This is a genomic window from Parvibaculum sp. (assembly GCF_039973015.1).
GTDB lineage: Bacteria > Pseudomonadota > Alphaproteobacteria > Parvibaculales > Parvibaculaceae > Parvibaculum.
Window position 1 is genome coordinate 261,747 of the sequence record NZ_JBDWLT010000008.1, and the last position, 16,361, is coordinate 278,107.

At 62.5% G+C, this 16,361-nt stretch carries 15 protein-coding genes; 11 read left to right on the forward strand and 4 right to left on the reverse strand.

Features of this window, described 5'->3' with window-relative positions:
• Window positions 1-78 precede the first annotated feature (78 nt).
• Window positions 79-2,055 carry a TonB-dependent receptor gene (locus ABJO61_RS07370; protein WP_348327795.1) on the forward strand — a complete coding sequence of 659 codons (1,977 nt, stop codon included), beginning with the start codon at window positions 79-81 and terminating at the stop codon, window positions 2,053-2,055.
• A 66-nt stretch (window positions 2,056-2,121) separates the two neighbouring features.
• Here the strand turns inward: ABJO61_RS07370 and ABJO61_RS07375 are convergent, their stop codons facing one another.
• Window positions 2,122-2,970, reverse strand: coding sequence for an enoyl-CoA hydratase (locus tag ABJO61_RS07375; protein WP_348327792.1), 849 nt, complete (start codon window positions 2,968-2,970; stop codon window positions 2,122-2,124).
• A 130-nt stretch (window positions 2,971-3,100) separates the two neighbouring features.
• Here ABJO61_RS07375 and ABJO61_RS07380 point away from each other — a divergent pair, with 130 nt between their 5' ends.
• From ABJO61_RS07380 to ABJO61_RS07395, 4 genes are all read left to right on the forward strand, one after another.
• Window positions 3,101-3,499 carry a DUF2946 family protein gene (locus tag ABJO61_RS07380; RefSeq protein WP_348327789.1) on the forward strand — a complete coding sequence of 133 codons (399 nt, stop codon included), beginning with the start codon at window positions 3,101-3,103 and terminating at the stop codon, window positions 3,497-3,499.
• 82 nt (window positions 3,500-3,581) lie between these two features.
• Complete coding sequence (locus tag ABJO61_RS07385) at window positions 3,582-5,711, forward strand: TonB-dependent receptor (RefSeq protein ID WP_348327786.1); 2,130 nt, start codon at window positions 3,582-3,584, stop codon at window positions 5,709-5,711.
• Window positions 5,712-5,738: 27 nt separating this feature from the next.
• Entirely contained in the window at window positions 5,739-6,275 is a 537-nt protein-coding gene (locus ABJO61_RS07390; protein WP_348327783.1) for a YcnI family protein, read from the forward strand.
• Window positions 6,276-6,330: 55 nt separating this feature from the next.
• Window positions 6,331-7,566, forward strand: a complete 1,236-nt coding sequence (locus tag ABJO61_RS07395; protein ID WP_348327780.1) for an aspartate aminotransferase family protein — start codon at window positions 6,331-6,333, stop codon at window positions 7,564-7,566.
• 108 nt (window positions 7,567-7,674) lie between these two features.
• Here ABJO61_RS07395 and ABJO61_RS07400 read toward each other — a convergent pair whose 3' ends face one another.
• Window positions 7,675-7,866: a hypothetical protein gene (locus tag ABJO61_RS07400; protein ID WP_348327777.1), complete on the reverse strand. Its 192-nt coding sequence runs from the start codon at window positions 7,864-7,866 to the stop codon at window positions 7,675-7,677.
• A 269-nt stretch (window positions 7,867-8,135) separates the two neighbouring features.
• On the opposite strand from ABJO61_RS07400, the gene ABJO61_RS07405 reads away from it, so the two are divergent.
• The 4 genes from ABJO61_RS07405 (at window position 8,136) to ABJO61_RS07420 (ending at window position 11,804) form a co-directional block, all read left to right on the forward strand.
• Window positions 8,136-9,686: an acyl-CoA synthetase gene (locus tag ABJO61_RS07405; RefSeq protein WP_348327774.1), complete on the forward strand. Its 1,551-nt coding sequence runs from the start codon at window positions 8,136-8,138 to the stop codon at window positions 9,684-9,686.
• A 258-nt stretch (window positions 9,687-9,944) separates the two neighbouring features.
• On the forward strand, window positions 9,945-10,166 hold the full coding sequence (locus tag ABJO61_RS07410) for a hypothetical protein (RefSeq protein ID WP_348327771.1): 222 nt from the start codon (window positions 9,945-9,947) through the stop codon (window positions 10,164-10,166).
• A 188-nt stretch (window positions 10,167-10,354) separates the two neighbouring features.
• Complete coding sequence (locus ABJO61_RS07415) at window positions 10,355-10,837, forward strand: MarR family transcriptional regulator (protein ID WP_348327768.1); 483 nt, start codon at window positions 10,355-10,357, stop codon at window positions 10,835-10,837.
• Between the two features lie 58 nt (window positions 10,838-10,895).
• On the forward strand, window positions 10,896-11,804 hold the full coding sequence (locus tag ABJO61_RS07420; protein WP_348327765.1) for an MBL fold metallo-hydrolase: 909 nt from the start codon (window positions 10,896-10,898) through the stop codon (window positions 11,802-11,804).
• 10 nt (window positions 11,805-11,814) lie between these two features.
• On the opposite strand, the gene ABJO61_RS07425 is transcribed toward ABJO61_RS07420, so the two are convergent.
• Both ABJO61_RS07425 and ABJO61_RS07430 read right to left on the reverse strand, forming a co-directional pair.
• Window positions 11,815-12,564, reverse strand: a complete 750-nt coding sequence (locus ABJO61_RS07425; protein ID WP_348327762.1) for a DUF1499 domain-containing protein — start codon at window positions 12,562-12,564, stop codon at window positions 11,815-11,817.
• 72 nt (window positions 12,565-12,636) lie between these two features.
• Window positions 12,637-14,277 carry a 3-(methylthio)propionyl-CoA ligase gene (locus ABJO61_RS07430; RefSeq protein ID WP_348327759.1) on the reverse strand — a complete coding sequence of 547 codons (1,641 nt, stop codon included), beginning with the start codon at window positions 14,275-14,277 and terminating at the stop codon, window positions 12,637-12,639.
• Window positions 14,278-14,480: 203 nt separating this feature from the next.
• On the opposite strand from ABJO61_RS07430, the gene ABJO61_RS07435 reads away from it, so the two are divergent.
• Both ABJO61_RS07435 and ABJO61_RS07440 read left to right on the forward strand, forming a co-directional pair.
• On the forward strand, window positions 14,481-15,938 hold the full coding sequence (locus ABJO61_RS07435; RefSeq protein ID WP_348327756.1) for an amidase: 1,458 nt from the start codon (window positions 14,481-14,483) through the stop codon (window positions 15,936-15,938).
• On the forward strand, window positions 15,928-16,359 hold the full coding sequence (locus ABJO61_RS07440) for a hypothetical protein (RefSeq protein ID WP_348327753.1): 432 nt from the start codon (window positions 15,928-15,930) through the stop codon (window positions 16,357-16,359). The genes ABJO61_RS07435 and ABJO61_RS07440 overlap by 11 nt, the downstream gene beginning before the upstream one ends.
• Window positions 16,360-16,361 lie beyond the last annotated feature (2 nt).

A 16,361-nucleotide genomic window follows, 5' to 3' on the forward strand; every position in this document is an offset into this window, starting at 1 on the left:
GTTTCCATGTCTCTCTCCCCGCGCACCGGCGCCATGCGGCCGGGGTGGCCGCGCAAGAGAGACAGGACTCTGAACTCAATGACTATCAAAGGCTGGGGGGCCTGCGTCGCCCTCACATTCGCGGCATTTGCCGCCACCTCCGCACATGCGGAAGAGGCAATCGTCACACCGGAACTTCTCGTATCGGCGGGCGTCGAACCCATTCCGGTAAAGCAAGTCTCGAGCTCCTACACCATCGTCACGGCGGAAGAGATCGAGAAGTTCCAGTACCAGGACATCACCGACGCCCTCCGCTCCGTGCCGGGACTCCATGTCGTGCCTTCGGGCGCACGCGGCACCGTGACCACGGTCTTCACGCGCGGCGCGAATTCCAATCACACGCTCGTACTCCTGAACGGCATGCCGCTGAACGACCCGGCCTTCCCGAACGGTGCGGCCAATCTCGCCGGTATCCCGCTCGACAATGTGGCGCGGATCGAAGTCGTGCGCGGCCCGCAATCCGCCCTTTACGGCAGCCAGGCGATCGGCGGCGTCATCAACATCATCACGAAGTCGGGTGCCGGCAAGCCGTCGGTGACGGCGCGCATCGAAGGCGGCACGCTCGGCACCCTCAACACCTATGCGAGCACTGGCGGCAGCTTCGGCGCGACCGATTACTTCTTTTCGGTCTCGCGCGAGGATACGGATGGCAATGACATCACGCCGGCCCGCCTTCGCGACGCCCGCGGCGAAGAAGAGGACGGCACGGAAACGCTCTCCGCTTCCGGCCGCATCGGCACGGCATTCAACGAAAATGTGAGTGGCTCCGTCTTCGTTCAGTATACGGAAGCCGAAGCCGATACGGATGCCGACGGTTCGACCGCCGGCTTTGCCAGCGTCTACCAGAACTTCGATAGCATCTTCGAGTCGAAGCGCCTCTTCATTGGCGGCGACCTTTCGGGACGCTTCCTCGACGGCAAGTGGCGGCCGAATTTCTCGCTGGGCTACACGGACCAGAAGTCGGATTCGAACGACACCCCGGATCCCGGCGGCTCGATCTATCTCGACCGCACGACGAATGAGGGCCGGACCATCAAGGCCGCCTTCGACAACGCCTTCGACCTCACGCCGGAACAGACGCTCTCCATTGGCGGCAGCTATACGCGCGACGAGTTCGAGTCGAGCGGCTACCGCGATCTCGGCGGCTTCGTCATCACGCAATCCTCGGATGCGAAGACGAATGCCTTCGCTCTCTATGCCGGCGATCACATAAGCGTTGGCGATCGTTTCTTCGCGACAATCAGCGCGCGCTACGACATGCCCGAAGATATGGAGGACCGCTTCACCTTCACCTTCGCCCCCGGCATCTACAACCCGGAGACGGATACACGCGTCACCGTTTCCTACGGCACGGGCTTCAAGACGCCCTCGCTCTATCAGCGTTACGGCTTCGACGTGAACACGTTTGGCGGCTTCCCGTCCGGCGTTTATACGGGAAACCCCGACCTCGCGCCCGAAAAGAGCCGGGGCTTTGAAGTCGGCCTCGAACAAGGCTTCGGCAGCAAGGTCCGCACGGGTGCCACCTGGTTCGAAACGAAGATCGAGGACGCAATCTCCATCGTCTTTGTCGGCGCCAACTCGACCGCCATCAACATCGACGAACTCGACACCAAGGGCGTCGAAGCCTTCATCGAGTACAATCCGTTTGCGGAACTGACCACGCGTCTCGACTACACACTGACGATCGTGAATTCCGATCAGTTCGCAAGTTCGATGGTCCGCCGCCCGCGGCACCAGCTCGGCTTCACGGCAAGCTGGGAAGTCATTCCCGGCACGGTTCTTTCGACCAATACGGAATGGGTGGATATCGACCGTGACGTCCCGCGCGACGGTTTCGGCTTCTATCTCGATCCCGGTCCCTACACGGTCGTGAACATTGCCGGATCGCACCGCCTCACAGAGAATGTGAAGCTCACGGCGCGGGTGAATAATCTGCTCGATGCTCACTACGAACCGGCCAACGGCTTCGTCGCGCCGGGCATCGAAGCGCTCGCGGGTGTCGAAGTCACCTTCTGAGCCATATGCACAAACGGCAAAAGGCGCGGGAGAAATCCCGCGCCTTTTCTATTCCGCCATATGTGCTCAGCGTCCGGTGAAATTCGCCGCGCGCTTCTCCACAAAATGCGCCACGCCTTCCTTGAAGTCCTCGCTCGCGAAGCTCTTCTGCATCTCGCTGTCGCCGATCTCGAGCGCGTCGTTGAAATTCTGGAACAGCGCCTTCCATATCTGCGCCTTCATCACGGCCATGGAACGCGGCGACACGGTCTGGGAAAGCATCCGTGCATAATCCATGACATTCGCCATGAATTTTTCCTGCGGGAAGACCTTGTTGACGAGCCCCATGCTTTCGGCCTCCGCCGCAGGCACTTTGCGTGCCGACATCAAAAGATCAAGCGAACGGGCCGGTCCGACAAGATGCGGCAGCAACCATGAAACCCCGTGTTCGGCGATAAGGCCGCGGCTTGCGAAGGCCGTCGTGAACTTCGCCTCCGAACCTGCAAAGCGCATATCCGCATAAAGCGCGAATACGAGGCCGAGCCCTGCCGCCGGCCCGTTAATCGCGGCAATGACCGGTTTCTTCACCTGCATGAGATAGCCGAACCGTCCGCCGTAATGCGGGCTCACATCGGGGCCCAGCCCGCTGGCAAAATCGAACTCTTCCTCGCGCGAGGCTGTCGCCAATTCGCGATCTTCCCACTTCTCCGGTTTGATCTGCTGCAACAGATTCATGTCCGCACCGGCGCAGAAGCCGCGCCCCGCGCCCGTCACCACGATGACGCGAACCTTGTCGTCGGCGACGGCCGCCGCCATCGCCTGTTTCACGCTTTTTTCCATCGCCGCCGTCCAGGCATTGAGCTTGTCCGGCCGGTTGAGCGTCAGCACGGCAATACGGTCCTTCACCTCGTATGTGAGGTCTTCATAAGCGGTCATTTTCTACTCCCTCCCTATCCGGCTATTTCACGCCTTTGGGAAGGAGTATAGGCCGAACCCGCCCTCATGCGACAAACTGCGCTTTTCGAATCTGTGGCGCTGCGGTTTTTCCGGGCGTATGTTTTTCCTCATGGGGAAGACACAAACATATGGGCAAACGCCGCTCGCCCGCTTCGGTGCCGTACAGGTGCTGGCGCTGCTTGCGATGTTCTTCCATATCGCCTCGCCCCTCGCGCTCCAGCTCGCCACCCCCTCGACGGATGGTCTTTTCCAGACCGTAATCTGTTCCGGCGGCGTTGCGCAGACGGTCTATATCGACGAGCAGGGTAATCCCGTCGAACCGGCCGCCCCGGCCTCAAGCGTACATGACTGCAAATCCTGCGTTCATCATTGCGGTGCCGCCGCGCTTGCTGGCTTCTTCGCGCTCCCCGCGCCGCAATGGGCGCTCCCTGCGCCGCTGCGTGTTGCCTATGCCGCGTTCTCCGGCGGCATTTCCTACAGCAACCATTCCCGCGCCCCGCCTGCCTGACCTCAAGCGTCCAATAACCCTTTCATAACGACGCCTGCAGCGCGCCCCGCTAGCGGGCGCACATACTTTTTGGGCAGGCAACATGAAGATTTCTCCCCCATTCGGGGGCGCGGCTCTGGCTGCGCTCCTTTCCGCAATCGTCACCCCCGCTTATGCGGCAGAAGATGAAGCGATCGTCCTTCCGGAAATCGTCGTGGAGGGCGAGGAGGTCGTCACTCCCCTTTCCGGTCTTGCCGATCCTTCCTTCTCCCTCGGCACACTCACCGTCCCCGGCGTTGCGCAGGCGCAGCAGGAAATGTCGCTCATTCCCGGCGCCGTTTCCCTCGTTCCGGCGACGCGCTATCAGGACACCTATGCGCATAACTTCGAGGACGTGATGGACTTCACGCCCGGCGTCTATGCGCGCAAGCGCTTTGGCGCCGAGGTCCGCCTTTCCATTCGCGGCTCGGGACTTTCGCGGTCATTCCATATGCGCGGCCTCGAAATCCTTCAGGATGGCGTTCCTTATAACCTCGCCGATGGTGCGGCCGATTTTCAGGAGATCGATCCGCTCATCGCGCAGCACATCGAAGTCTACAAAGGCGGCAACGGGCTTCGCTTCGGTTCGGCAACACTTGGCGGCGCGGTGAATTTCGTCACGCCCACTGCCCATACGGCGCAGGCCGCAAACCTCGTCCGCTTCGAGGGCGGGAGCTACGGCACGGCGCGTATCCACACCGAAACCGCGCGCATTCTCGGCAATACGGATTTCTTCGCCGCCATGAGCGCCAATCATGTGGATGGCTTCCGCCAGCAGGAATCGGAAAAGAGCATCCGCTTTTCTGCCAATCTCGGTCATCGCTTCAACGACGCGGCCGAGACGCGCTTCTATCTCGTTTCCAACACCGTCGATCAGGAACTGCCGGGTACGCTGACGCTTGCGCAGGTGGAGAACACACCGGAACTCGCAAGCCCCGGCAACATCGCGCTCAACCAGCAGCGCAATGTCCGCTCCCTTCGCTTTGCGAACAAGACGACCCTCACACTCGATGAAGGTTCGACGCTCGATTTCGGCGGATATGCCGGTTACAAGCGGCTCTATCATCCGATCTTCCGCGTCCTCGACCAGCGCGGGCCGCTGGCCGGTCTCTTCGCGCGCTACAACACGGAAAGCCTTGTTGCCGGACACCGCAACATGCTCACCATCGGCGGCGACTTCTCCTGGGGTGAGGTCGATGCAAAACAATATGCGAACCTCTCCGGTTCGCGCGGCGCCTTGCTCGCAAGCGGTACGCAGACCTCGACCAATCTGAAGATCTACGCCGAGAACCATTTCTATGTGGTCGAAAATGTGGCGCTGGTCGGCGGGTTGCAGGCCGTTCACTCCTACAGGAAATTCACCAACGACCTCGCGCCCGCGCAGAGCGACAGCGCGGATTTCACCTCAGTAAGTCCGAAAGCCGGCGTCCTCTGGGACGTGGCGGAGACGGCGCAGGTCTATGGCAATGTCACGCGCAGCTATGAGCCGCCGACCTTCTCCGAACTCGTGCAGGCGACTGTCTTCCAGTTCGTACCGCTCGATCCGCAGCGTGCGGTCACGGCAGAAATCGGCACACGCGGTACCGCAAGGAACGTCGCATGGGACGTGGCCTTCTACCGCGCCCGGGTTAAGGGCGAACTCATCAACTACACGGTGAGCCCGAGCATACCCGCTTCCACCTTCAACGCCGATGAGACGATCCATCAGGGGATCGAGGCCTCGCTCACGCTTGATGTTGGTGCGTGGGGATTGCGAAATCTGCCGGGCGGCGGCCGCCTCCTGTTCGAGCAGGCCTATATGTATAGCGACTTCGCCTTCGATGGCGACGCCACCTATGGCGACAACAAGCTCGCGGGCATGCCGCCCCATGTCTATGTCGCGGCGCTCCGCTACAAATCGTCCGCGCCGAACGGCCTTGGCTGGGACATCGCACCGAAAATGGAATGGGTGCCGGATGGCGGTTATGTCGATTACGCAAACCGTCTCAAGGCGCCCGGCTACACCACCTTCGGCATCGAGGGTGGCGTCGATCTCATGAAAGGCGTTCGTCTTTTCGTCGATGCGCGCAACCTGACCGACAAGCACTACGTTTCGACCTATAGCAACATCACGGATTCAGCTCTGGCCGCGACCAACGTCTTCTATCCGGGCGAAGGAAGAAGCGTGTTCGCAGGTCTCAAACTCGCATTCTGAACAACAAACCGTCATTGGAGAAATCGAATGAAACTCTCGGCGTTCTCGCTTTCCTTGTTGGGCGTTCTTGCCCTCGCCTCGCCCGCCGCCGCGCATGTCGTCCTCGACGGGCCGATGGCCTCCGCGGGCGCCTATTACAAGGCGGTCTTCCGTGTGCCGCATGGCTGCGACGGGTCGGCGACCACCGCCGTCTCGGTTCGCATTCCCGAAGGTGCCATCTCCGTGAAGCCTCAGCCGAAGTCCGGCTGGACGGTGAAGACCGAAACCGCACCCTACGCGCAGACCTATGAAATCCATGGCAAGAAAGTCTCCGAAGGCGTGGTCGAGGTCACGTGGGAGGGCGGACCGCTTCCCGACGACATGTTCGACGAGTTCGCGCTGACGATGAAGCTGCCGGACGACAAGGAGACAATGATGCTCTTCTTCCCGGTCGCGCAGACTTGCGAGGATGGCGCCATTTCCTGGGATGAGTTCCCCGCTCCCGGCGTCGACCCGCATTCGCTCGCCTATCCCGCACCGTCGCTGATGCTGCATCATGGCGAGGGTCACGAACATCACCATTGATGCTTCCCCATACCTATCTGCTAGTCTTCTCCCGAATGAATGACAGGAGGAAGAAATGGGCGTGACGCTGCCGAAGCAGGGCACCGAATGGGGCAAGCTGAAAACCGAGATGGAGGCGCGCGGCTCCCATGACGTCAAATGGCGTGACGGGAAGACCGCCGTCTACGTCTTCAATGCCGGGCCGGATGTCGCGGAGGTTCAGAAAGAGGCCTACACGATGTTCATGTCGGAAAACGGCCTCGGCCCGATGGCCTTTCCGAGTCTGAAACAAATGGAGGAGGAAGTGGTCCAGATGGGCCTCGCCCTGCTTCACGGGCCGGAAGGCGCGGCCGGCAACATCACATCAGGCGGCACCGACTCAATCACGATGGCGGTGAAGACCGCGCGCGATTACGCCCGCAAGGAGCGCGGTGTCGAGGGCCAGTGCAACATCGTCGCGCCGTGGTCGGCGCATCCCGCCTTCGACAAGGCGGCGAAGCTGATGGAGCTTGAGATCCGCCGCATCCCCTGCGCCGATCTTCTGGCCGATGTCGCGGCGATGGAAAAGGCGGTCGATGCCAACACCATCATGCTCGTCGGTTCCGCCCCCTGCTTCCCCTATGGCCTTATCGACCCGATTGAGGAACTCGGCGTGCTCGCCACGAAAAGGAACCTCTGGCTCCATGTCGATGCCTGCGTCGGCGGCTATATCGCGCCTTTCGTGCGCATGAATGGCGGCGACGTGCCGCCCTTCGACTTCGAGGTGCCGGGCGTCATGTCGATGTCCGCCGATCTTCACAAATATGGCTACTGCGCCAAGGGTGCTTCCACCGTTCTCTTCCGCTCAGAAGAACTTCGTGCGCACATGATCTTCGATTGTGCGGACTGGCCGGGCGGGCGAATGGTCACGCCGACGCTCGCGGGTACGAGGCCGGGCGGCGCCATCGCGGCGGCCTGGGCGGTGATGAATTTTCTGGGCGAGGAAGGCTACCGCGCAAAGCACAAACAAGTGACGAATGCGCGCGAGGCCATTGAGGCGGGGATCGCGAAGCTCGGCTTCCGTGTTCTTGGCCGCCCGCAGCTCGGCATCGTTTCCTTCACCCATGACGAAGTCGATCCCTTCGCCGTCTGGGGCAAGCTCTTCGAGCGCGGCTGGTTCACCAGCCTCACCACCGAGCCGAAGGGCCTCCACCTCATGCTTTCGCCCTTCCATGAGAGCGTGACCGGCACCTATCTCACCGATCTCGAATGGGCGCTCGGCGAGGTCAAGGCCGGGAACGAAGGCAAGAAGCGCGAGGCGCGCTACAGCTAGCTCCGGCATGAGAAGAGCCCGCCTCTCCCGGGGGGAGGAGAAGCGGGCTCAGAATACTCGTACGCAACTAGCCATCGGGGACATATGAAACAACGTCCCCGCGACCGATCAGTTCCCGGTCGCGTCGTCGATGCCTTCACCCATTTCCTCGGCCGGGCCGTCATCGAACATCGAGCCCGAATCCGTAGCCTGATCCAGTTCCTCACCCGCCTCTTCCATGGGGCCTTCGTCGTCGCATGCGGCCAGACCGCCCGCGAGCGGGAGGATCAGGGCAATGCCGAAGAGAGTCTTGCGCAACATGAATGGTCTCCGTCTGTGGTGACAGGTCCGGCGCGTCATGCGCCGGGACAGTGTGGCCGGCAGCAGAACCGCCGTGCCGGGTCGGGAAAGAGAACGCGCGGTTTTCATCCGGGTTCCACAGGAGTTCCATAAAATGCCTGACGCAGGGGCAGGCCCCCTACCCATCCCTTCCCCGCCGATTACGGCTTGCGGAGCCCCGATTGCCGTTTTCCCCGGCTGCGCTACTGCTACACTCCCCCGAAACAACAGAGTCACCTGGGGAGGAGACGATGGGCGGAGCGACGATCATTTCCGGCACGCGGACGGCCGAAAACGCCATGCTTCAGGAGCGGGCCGCGCGCGCCGCGAGCGGCTTCAAGAGCCTCGGCATCGGGCCGGGAGACGTCATCGCGGTTTATCTGCGAAACGACTTTCCCTTCATGGAGGCCTCCGCGGCGTCCGGGCTGGTCGGCGCTTATTCAACCCCCGTCAACTGGCACAACTCGCCCGATGAGGCGCGCTACATCTTCGAGAACTCAGGCGCCAAGGCCATCGTCATCCATGCCGACCTTCTGCGCGGCATCGAAACGGCGATCCCGAAGGATGTTCCGGTCTTCGTTGTGGAGACACCGCCCGAGATCGTCTCGGCCTATGGATTGTCGCCCGACGACGCGAAACTTCCGCCGGGCGCGCAGAGCTGGAGCGAATGGCTCGCGCAGTTCCCGCCCATCGAGGCAGGCCCCGCCGAGCCGCCCGGCTCCATGATCTACACATCCGGCACCACCGGCCATCCGAAGGGTGTGCGCCGCGCGCCGCCCACCGCGGAGCAGGCCGTTGCCTGGGCCTCGATCATCGGCAAGGTGATGGGCTTCAATGCCGCTTACGGCGAGCCGCAGGAGATGGTCACAGTCGTTACCGGCCCGATGTATCACTCCGCGCCCAATGCCTACGGGCTCTACGCCTTCCGCGTCGGCGCGAACATCATCCTTCAGCCGCGTTTCGACCCGGAAGAACTGCTGCAGATGATCGAACGCCACAAGGTCACGCATCTTCACATGGTGCCGACCATGTTCGTCCGTCTACTGAAGCTTCCCGACGAGGTGAAAAAGAAATATGACCTTTCCTCGCTGCGCTTCGTGGTTCACGCGGCTGCGCCCTGCCCTGTTCACGTCAAGCAGGCGATGATCGAGTGGTGGGGGCCGGTCATCAACGAATACTACGGCGGCACGGAAACCGGCGCGGTCGTCTTCTGCAATTCGGCAGAATATCTCGCCCATCCCGGCACCGTCGGCAAGGCGGTCGACGATGCGAAGGTCATGGTGATCGGCGAGGACGGCAAGGAACTCACGCATGGCGCGACCGGCGAGATCGTCTGCCGAACGTCCACCATCCCGGATTTCACCTATCACCGCGACGACGAGAAGCGCCGCAACTCGGAAAAGGCCGGGCTCATCGCACTCGGCGATGTCGGCTATCTCGACGAGGACGGCTTTCTCTATCTCTGCGACCGCGCCAAGGACATGGTGATCTCGGGCGGCGTGAACATCTATCCCGCCGAGATCGAAGCCGAGCTCCACAAGATGCCGGGCGTCGGCGATTGCGCCGTCTTCGGCATTCCCGACGAGGAATTCGGCGAATCCCTCTGCGCCGTCGTCCAGCCCCAGCCGGGCGTGACCCTTCAGGAGGGCGATGTCCGTTCTTTCCTGCGCGAGCGGGTCGCGGGCTACAAGGTGCCCCGGAAAGTCGAGTTCCGCAGCGACCTTCCGCGAGAGGACTCCGGGAAAATATTCAAGCGCAAGCTCCGCGAGCCTTACTGGGAAGCCGCCGGACGCAAGATCTGACTTTTCGGCCAACACGGCGCCAAACGAGACGGACACGAAAAAGGGGCGGGAAACCGCCCCTTATTTTTGGGTGCAGTGCGGCAGAATGTCTCGCCGCATCGCAAAATATTCATAGGCTGACATCTTGTCAGTTTGTGCGATGCAGCATATCTTCAGTTCAACGAGACAAGAGAATCGCCGGCAAGGCGACAGCCCCTTCAAGGGGGATGGAAACGATCGGGCCGGACTGAGTGACATTCGAACGAACGAGGTAAGCCCATGACTTCCGCACAGCATCTCGCATCCAATGTGGCGGCGCATACGAGGTCTCTTGGTGCCGACATCACGGCCCAGGCTGAACGCCTCTGGACGGCCGTCAAAACCGTGCCCGCCAAGGCGGTTCATGGCTTCAACGGAACCGAAGCCTTTGTGGCCGGCGGCTACACACTGCTCTCGCTTTATGCGGCTGGTTTCGTGGCCTATATCGCCGCCATCTACTGATCGTCTCCCCCGAAGGAGACCTGGATTTCCCGGTGCGGCGGCTTGTCCGCCGCGCCCCGCTCTCTCATTCCCGCATAGAACCGTTTCCGCCTCCGAAGGAGGCCCCTTGCCCAGCCTCGATTTGCACCCATATACTAAGCCTTCCTTATTAACAGGCATACACTCTACTAAAGCGGCGGGTGAAAATCATGAGTAACGGCAAGAACCAGAATCCGGATCGCAGCACGGGCTTCCTTCTCCGCGACAATTCCCGCTTCATGAAAGTGGCATTCTCGGAGCGCGTCAGCGGCCTCACACAGGCGCAATGGGGCGCCCTCGCCCAGCTATCGCGGCATGAGGGGCTCAATCAGGTCGGTCTTGCCGATCTTCTCGAAGTCCAGCCCATCACCGTGGCGCGGCTTATCGACAAGCTTGTCAGCCTCGGCGTGGTAGAGCGCAGGCCAGACCCCAACGACCGGCGCGCGCAGCAGCTTTTCCTTACCGGCAAGGCGCAGCCGCTGCTCGATCAGATGTGGGAGGCTGGCGACGAAATTCTCGATGAGGCCTATGCGGGCTTCACCGATGACGAACGAACCGCGTTCATCGACATGCTTGTACGGATGCGCAGCAATCTCGCACGTGTCGCACAGGGCGGAGCGCGCAGCCGCGACGTCTTCAGAAAGGCAAGCTGACCGCGCCATTGCGATCCGGTGCCAGACGGTCCAATCTGCCGCCAACACCGGAGGAGAGATGGCCGTTCAAATACCTTACGTCCGCGAGATCGAGTTCGAATATGGCGACTGCGATCAGGTGTCGCCGCTGATCCGCCGCGTCGTCGCGAACAATCCGTCCGCCTTCACCTACAAGGGCACGGGCACCTATATCATCGGCGAGGGCGAAGTCGCCGTGGTCGACCCCGGTCCCCTGCTCAATGAGCATGTCGGGGCGCTGATGCGCGCGCTCGAAGGCGAGACCGTCACCCACATCCTCATCACTCACACGCATAGCGATCACTCGCCCGCCGCCGCGCCCCTGAAGGCGCTCACCGGCGCGGAGACCTATGCCTACGGGCCGCATGGCTCGGGCCAGCTCAACACCCCGGACGATGTGCAGGTCGAGGAAGACGGCGACATGGCTTTTGTGCCGGATTTCGAGGTTCGCCACGGCGACATCATCGAAGGCAATGGCTGGACGGTCGAATGTGTCTACACGCCGGGCCACACATCGAACCATATGTGCTTCGCGCTTCAGGAAGAGAAGGCGCTCTTCAGCGGCGATCACGTCATGGGCTGGTCAACCAGCATCGTCAGTCCGCCCGATGGCAACATGGAGCAGTATATGGCCTCGCTCCGCCTGCTTCTTGAGCGCGATGATGAAGTCTACTGGCCGACGCATGGTCCCGCGATCACCGATCCCAAGCCGTTCGTGCGCTCCTTCATCGAACATCGCGAGGACCGCGAGCGCCAGATCATGGAACAGCTCGCCGCCGGCCACACGCGCATTCAGGACATGGTGCCGATCATGTATGCCGCCGTCGACAAGCGGCTATACCCGGCTGCCGCGCGCTCCGTGCTTGCCCATATGGAGCACCTCGTCGCGACCGGCGCCGTCGCAACGAAAGGCAAGCCCGGCCTCGGAAACGACTACTGGCTGGCTTAGAAAACCGGCGTCATCCCGCCGCGCCGAGCTTCACCTTCAGCGCGTGCAGGTAAGTGCGGATGCGGTTCGCGTTCGCGCCCATGTCGCTGATGCCGACACGTGAGACCGAGCGCATATCGACCGCCGCGCCGTCGCCGCGTTCGGTGACGCGGATCGCGACATCGTCCTTGAAGTTCATGACGCGCGTCGTCGCCGTCGCTTCGATCATCCCCTCTGCGGGGTTGGAGGCGACGATTTCCCAGCCCATCTCGCGCGCGGTTTCGAGCGCGGCTTCATAGACCTTGCCGGGCTGCATGTCGATTTCGAGCGTCGTGAGGTCTGGATAGGCCTGCGCCTGCAACTCGGCGAGGTCCGCCGGTTCCGCCCGGTCGAGCGGGTTCGATGTGGTCCCGCGTTCGGCCACCACCGCGTCGAAGGCGGGCGGATTGTCGAGGTCGGTCGTGATGTCGTGGATGCCCGGCACTTTCGATCCCGCGATCATCGCCTGCCCGACAGGTGCCGCAACGAGAAGCCCGATCACCAGACCGGCGATTGCCGTGCGCACGCCGCTCCGCGACGACATGATGCTGATGATGAGTGCGACGGCGGAAACCACAGCGCCGATCAGGCCGATAGCCGCGCCACCTGCGAGGCCAAGCAGCGCCGGACGGAAGTCGATCACGCCGAAGCGATGACCGAGAATGCCGAGCGCGAGTATCACCAGGCCGAGGACGGATACCCTCAAGCCCCACACGGCAAGCCGCGACTTGTCACCTGTCATGGTGTTCTGTTCTTTCGTTGCGGCGGACGGGGTGTCCGCCGGGATGTGGTTTGCCTTGCCCGGCGCGCCTTTCTACTCGGCAGCGGTTGCCGTCGGCAGCGTATAGTCCTTGAACGTCTCGCGCAGCGCGAGCTTCTGGATCTTGCCCGTCGCCGTGTGCGGGATTTCGTCCACGAAGACCACGTCGTCCGGCATCCACCACTTGGCGATCTTGCCTTCCATGTAGCGCAGGATGTCGTCCTTGGTTGGGCTTTCGCCCTCGTTCGGCACGATGATCAGCAGCGGGCGTTCGTCCCATTTGGGATGCACGATGCCGATAACGGCGGCTTCCGCGACCTTCGGGTGACCGACCGCGAGGTTCTCGATCTCGATGGAGGAAATCCATTCACCGCCGGACTTGATGACGTCCTTCGCGCGGTCCGTGATCTGCATGTAGCCCTGTTCGTCGATGGTCGCGACGTCGCCCGTGTCGAACCAGCCATCCTCATCGAGAATATTGCCGCCCTCGCCCTTGAGATAGGCGCCGGCGACGGCCGGTCCGCGCACCATCAGGTGGCCGAAGGCCTTGCCGTCGGAGGGAAGCTCGTTGCCGTCGTCGTCCGTAATCTTCATCTCGACCGTATAGATCGCGCGGCCCTGCTTCACCTTCACGTCGATCTGCTTTTCGAGATCCCACTCGTCCATGCCCGCCTTCAGCGCGCCGAGCGTGCCCATGGGCGACATTTCCGTCATGCCCCAGGCGTGGAAGACCTTCACATCGTACTTGTCCTCGAAGACCTCGATCATGGAGCGCGGCGCAGCCGAGCCGCCGATCACCACGCGCTCGAGCTTCGGCAGTTCCGATTTCGTCTTTTCGAGATATTGCAGCAGCATCAGCCAGACGGTCGGCACAGCCGCCGTCACGGTCACGCCTTCCTTGTCGAGAAGCTCATAGATGCTCTCGCCATCCATGTTCGCGCCGGGCATGACGAGCTTCGCGCCGACAGCGGGCGCGGCGAAGGCAATGCCCCAGGCATTCGCGTGGAACATCGGCACCACGGGCAGGATCGCGTCCGCCGATTTCATGCCGAGCGCGTCGCCCATGTTCGCCGCCATCGAATGCAGCACGTTGGAGCGGTGCGAATAGAGGACGCCCTTGGGGTTGCCCGTCGTGCCCGACGTGTAGCAGAGGCCGCAAGCCGCGTTCTCGTCCACTTCCGTCCATTTGAACTCGCCGTCTTCCGCCTCCACGATCTCCTCGAAGCAGAGCGCGTTCGGGAGTTTCGTCTCGGGCATGTGGGCCTTGTCCGTCATGATGACATAGGCCTTCACGTTGGGCAGCTTGTCGGCGATCCCTTCGAGGATCGGCACGAAGGTCAGGTCGAGGAAGATGACCTTATCTTCCGCGTGATTGATGATGTAGATGAGCTGTTCGGCGAAGAGGCGCGGGTTCAGCGTGTGGCAGACCGCGCCCATCCCCATGATGCCGTACCAGGCTTCGAGGTGGCGCGCCGTGTTCCAGGCCATGGTCGCGACGATGTCGCCTTCCTTGATGCCGAGCCGCGTCAGCGCCTGCGCGACCTTGCGCGCCCTCAGATGCACTTCCCTGTAGGTGGTGCGCGCGATCGGACCCTCGACGGTCCGTGTCACGATTTCCCGGTCGCCATGAAAGCGGGCGGCGTGGTCGATAATGCTCGTCACGCGCAGCGGCCAGTCCTGCATCAATCCCTGCATGGGTCTCGTTTCCTCATTTCCTGAAGTGACGCCGGGTTTTCCCGGCCTTATCCCCGTTTGGGTCAGTCTAGCGGCGAAGCCCCCGGCGGACAACGCTTGCCCTCATGCCCGCCCCCCGAATCCTTGCCTCGCATGGCCTTGCCCCCTCTAATGGGCGGCAAAACGGCAAATCGCCAAAGCACATCGAAACAGGGAGTTTCCCCATGACCGAGCTTCATTTCCGGTCCGCCTCCGACCTCGGCCGGATCATCCGCCGCCGCGAGCTGTCGAGCGTGGAGCTCACCGGCCACTACATCTCGCGGATCGAGAAGCTCGACGGCAAGACCAATGCCGTCATCGCCCGCGATTTCGACCGCGCCATGACACTCGCGAAGGAAGCCGACGAGGCCTTCGCCCGCGACGAGATCAAGGGGCCGCTCCACGGCCTGCCCTTCACCATCAAGGATGCCTATGAAGTCGAGGGCATCGTCTCCACGGGCGGCGCCCCGGTCTGGAAGGACCATGTGCCCGCGAAGAGCGCCACCGCGGTCGAGCGGCTCCAGCGCGCGGGCGCCATCGTCATGGGCAAGACCAACGTCCCCTACCTTTCCGGCGACCTCCAGACCTATAACGACATCTACGGCACGACGAACAACCCCTGGGCGCTCGACTGCGGCCCCGGCGGCTCGTCTGGCGGGTCCGCCGCCTCGCTCGCGGCGGGCTTCACGGCGGCCGAGTTCGGCTCCGATATCGGCGGCTCGATCCGCACCCCCGCCCATCTCTGCGGCGTCTTCGGCCACAAGCCGAGCTTCGACATCGTGCCGAAGCGCGGCCATCTCTCGCCGCCGCCCGGTGCCTTGTCCGAAGGCGATCTCTCGGTCGCGGGCCCGCTCGCCCGCAGCGCCGAGGATCTCCGCCTCCTCCTCTCCCTCACCGCCGGGCCCGACTGGGCGGATGCGGCGGGCTGGAAGCTCGACCTTCCCGCGCCGCGCGCGACGAAGCCACGCGAGCTTCGCGTCGCCGTCTGGATCGAAGACGAGTTCTGCGACATCGACGCGGAAAGCGCCGAGCTTCTCATCAATGCGGCCAAGGCGCTCGAAGCCTCCGGCGCCAGCGTCGACTGGAACGCACGGCCCGACTTCACGCTGGCTGACATCACCGAGTGCTATCTCATCCTGCTCCATTCGCAGATCGGCGCCGGCATGCCGCAAAGCATCCGCGATCACTGGGCCGAAATGAAAAAGGGCTTCGCCGCGGACGACAAGAGCCATCAGGCGCTGCAAGCCATCGGCGGCACGCTCTCGCTCGCCGAGCGCGCCATCTGGAAGGAACGCCAAGCCCAGTTCCGCTGGAAGTGGCACAACTTCTTCAAAAGCTACGATGTCGTGCTCGCGCCGGTGCTGATGCGCCCCGCCTTCGAGCACAATCACGACAGCAACTGGCACAAGCGCGCGCTCGAAGTGAACGGCGTCATGCGGCCCTACATGGATGTGCTGGTCTGGGCGGGCCCCGCCGTCGTCTCCTATCTCCCGGCCTCCGTCGCGCCGGTCGGCGTCACGAGCGCGGGCAAACCCGTCGGCATCCAGATCATCGGCCCGCACTTGGAGGACTACACGACCATCGAGGTCGCGGCGATGTTCGAGGATATTCTCGGCGGGTTTACACCGCCCGATGGGTGGTGAGGTTCAGCTTGTGCTTCCGACCCGCATAGAACTTGTCACCAATGACGCGGACAAGCTTCTTGTCCTCGAAGATATCGAGCGTTTCTCCGACGGAAGCGGCTGGAAGGCGTTGCTCCGCGTTCGCTCTGGATGGCTGGCATTCGAGCACGACCTCTACTTCTCCGAAAAGCATCTGGCCAGTGCGATATCGAGTCTTGCGACGATGTCCCGTAACGGGCACGCAATTGCGAAACTCACGGGAACCTGGGAGCCGGACTTCCTCTGTCTCGAACTACATACCTTGGGTCATGTCGAAGTCAGGGGCGAAATTGGACACGGTGATTCCTGGAAGCAGATAGTGCGTTTTTCATTTCAAACCGATCAGACGGTGATAGCGCCCTTGATGCGTGACCTCAGCGCGCTCCTTCACACCGGTATTTAGGC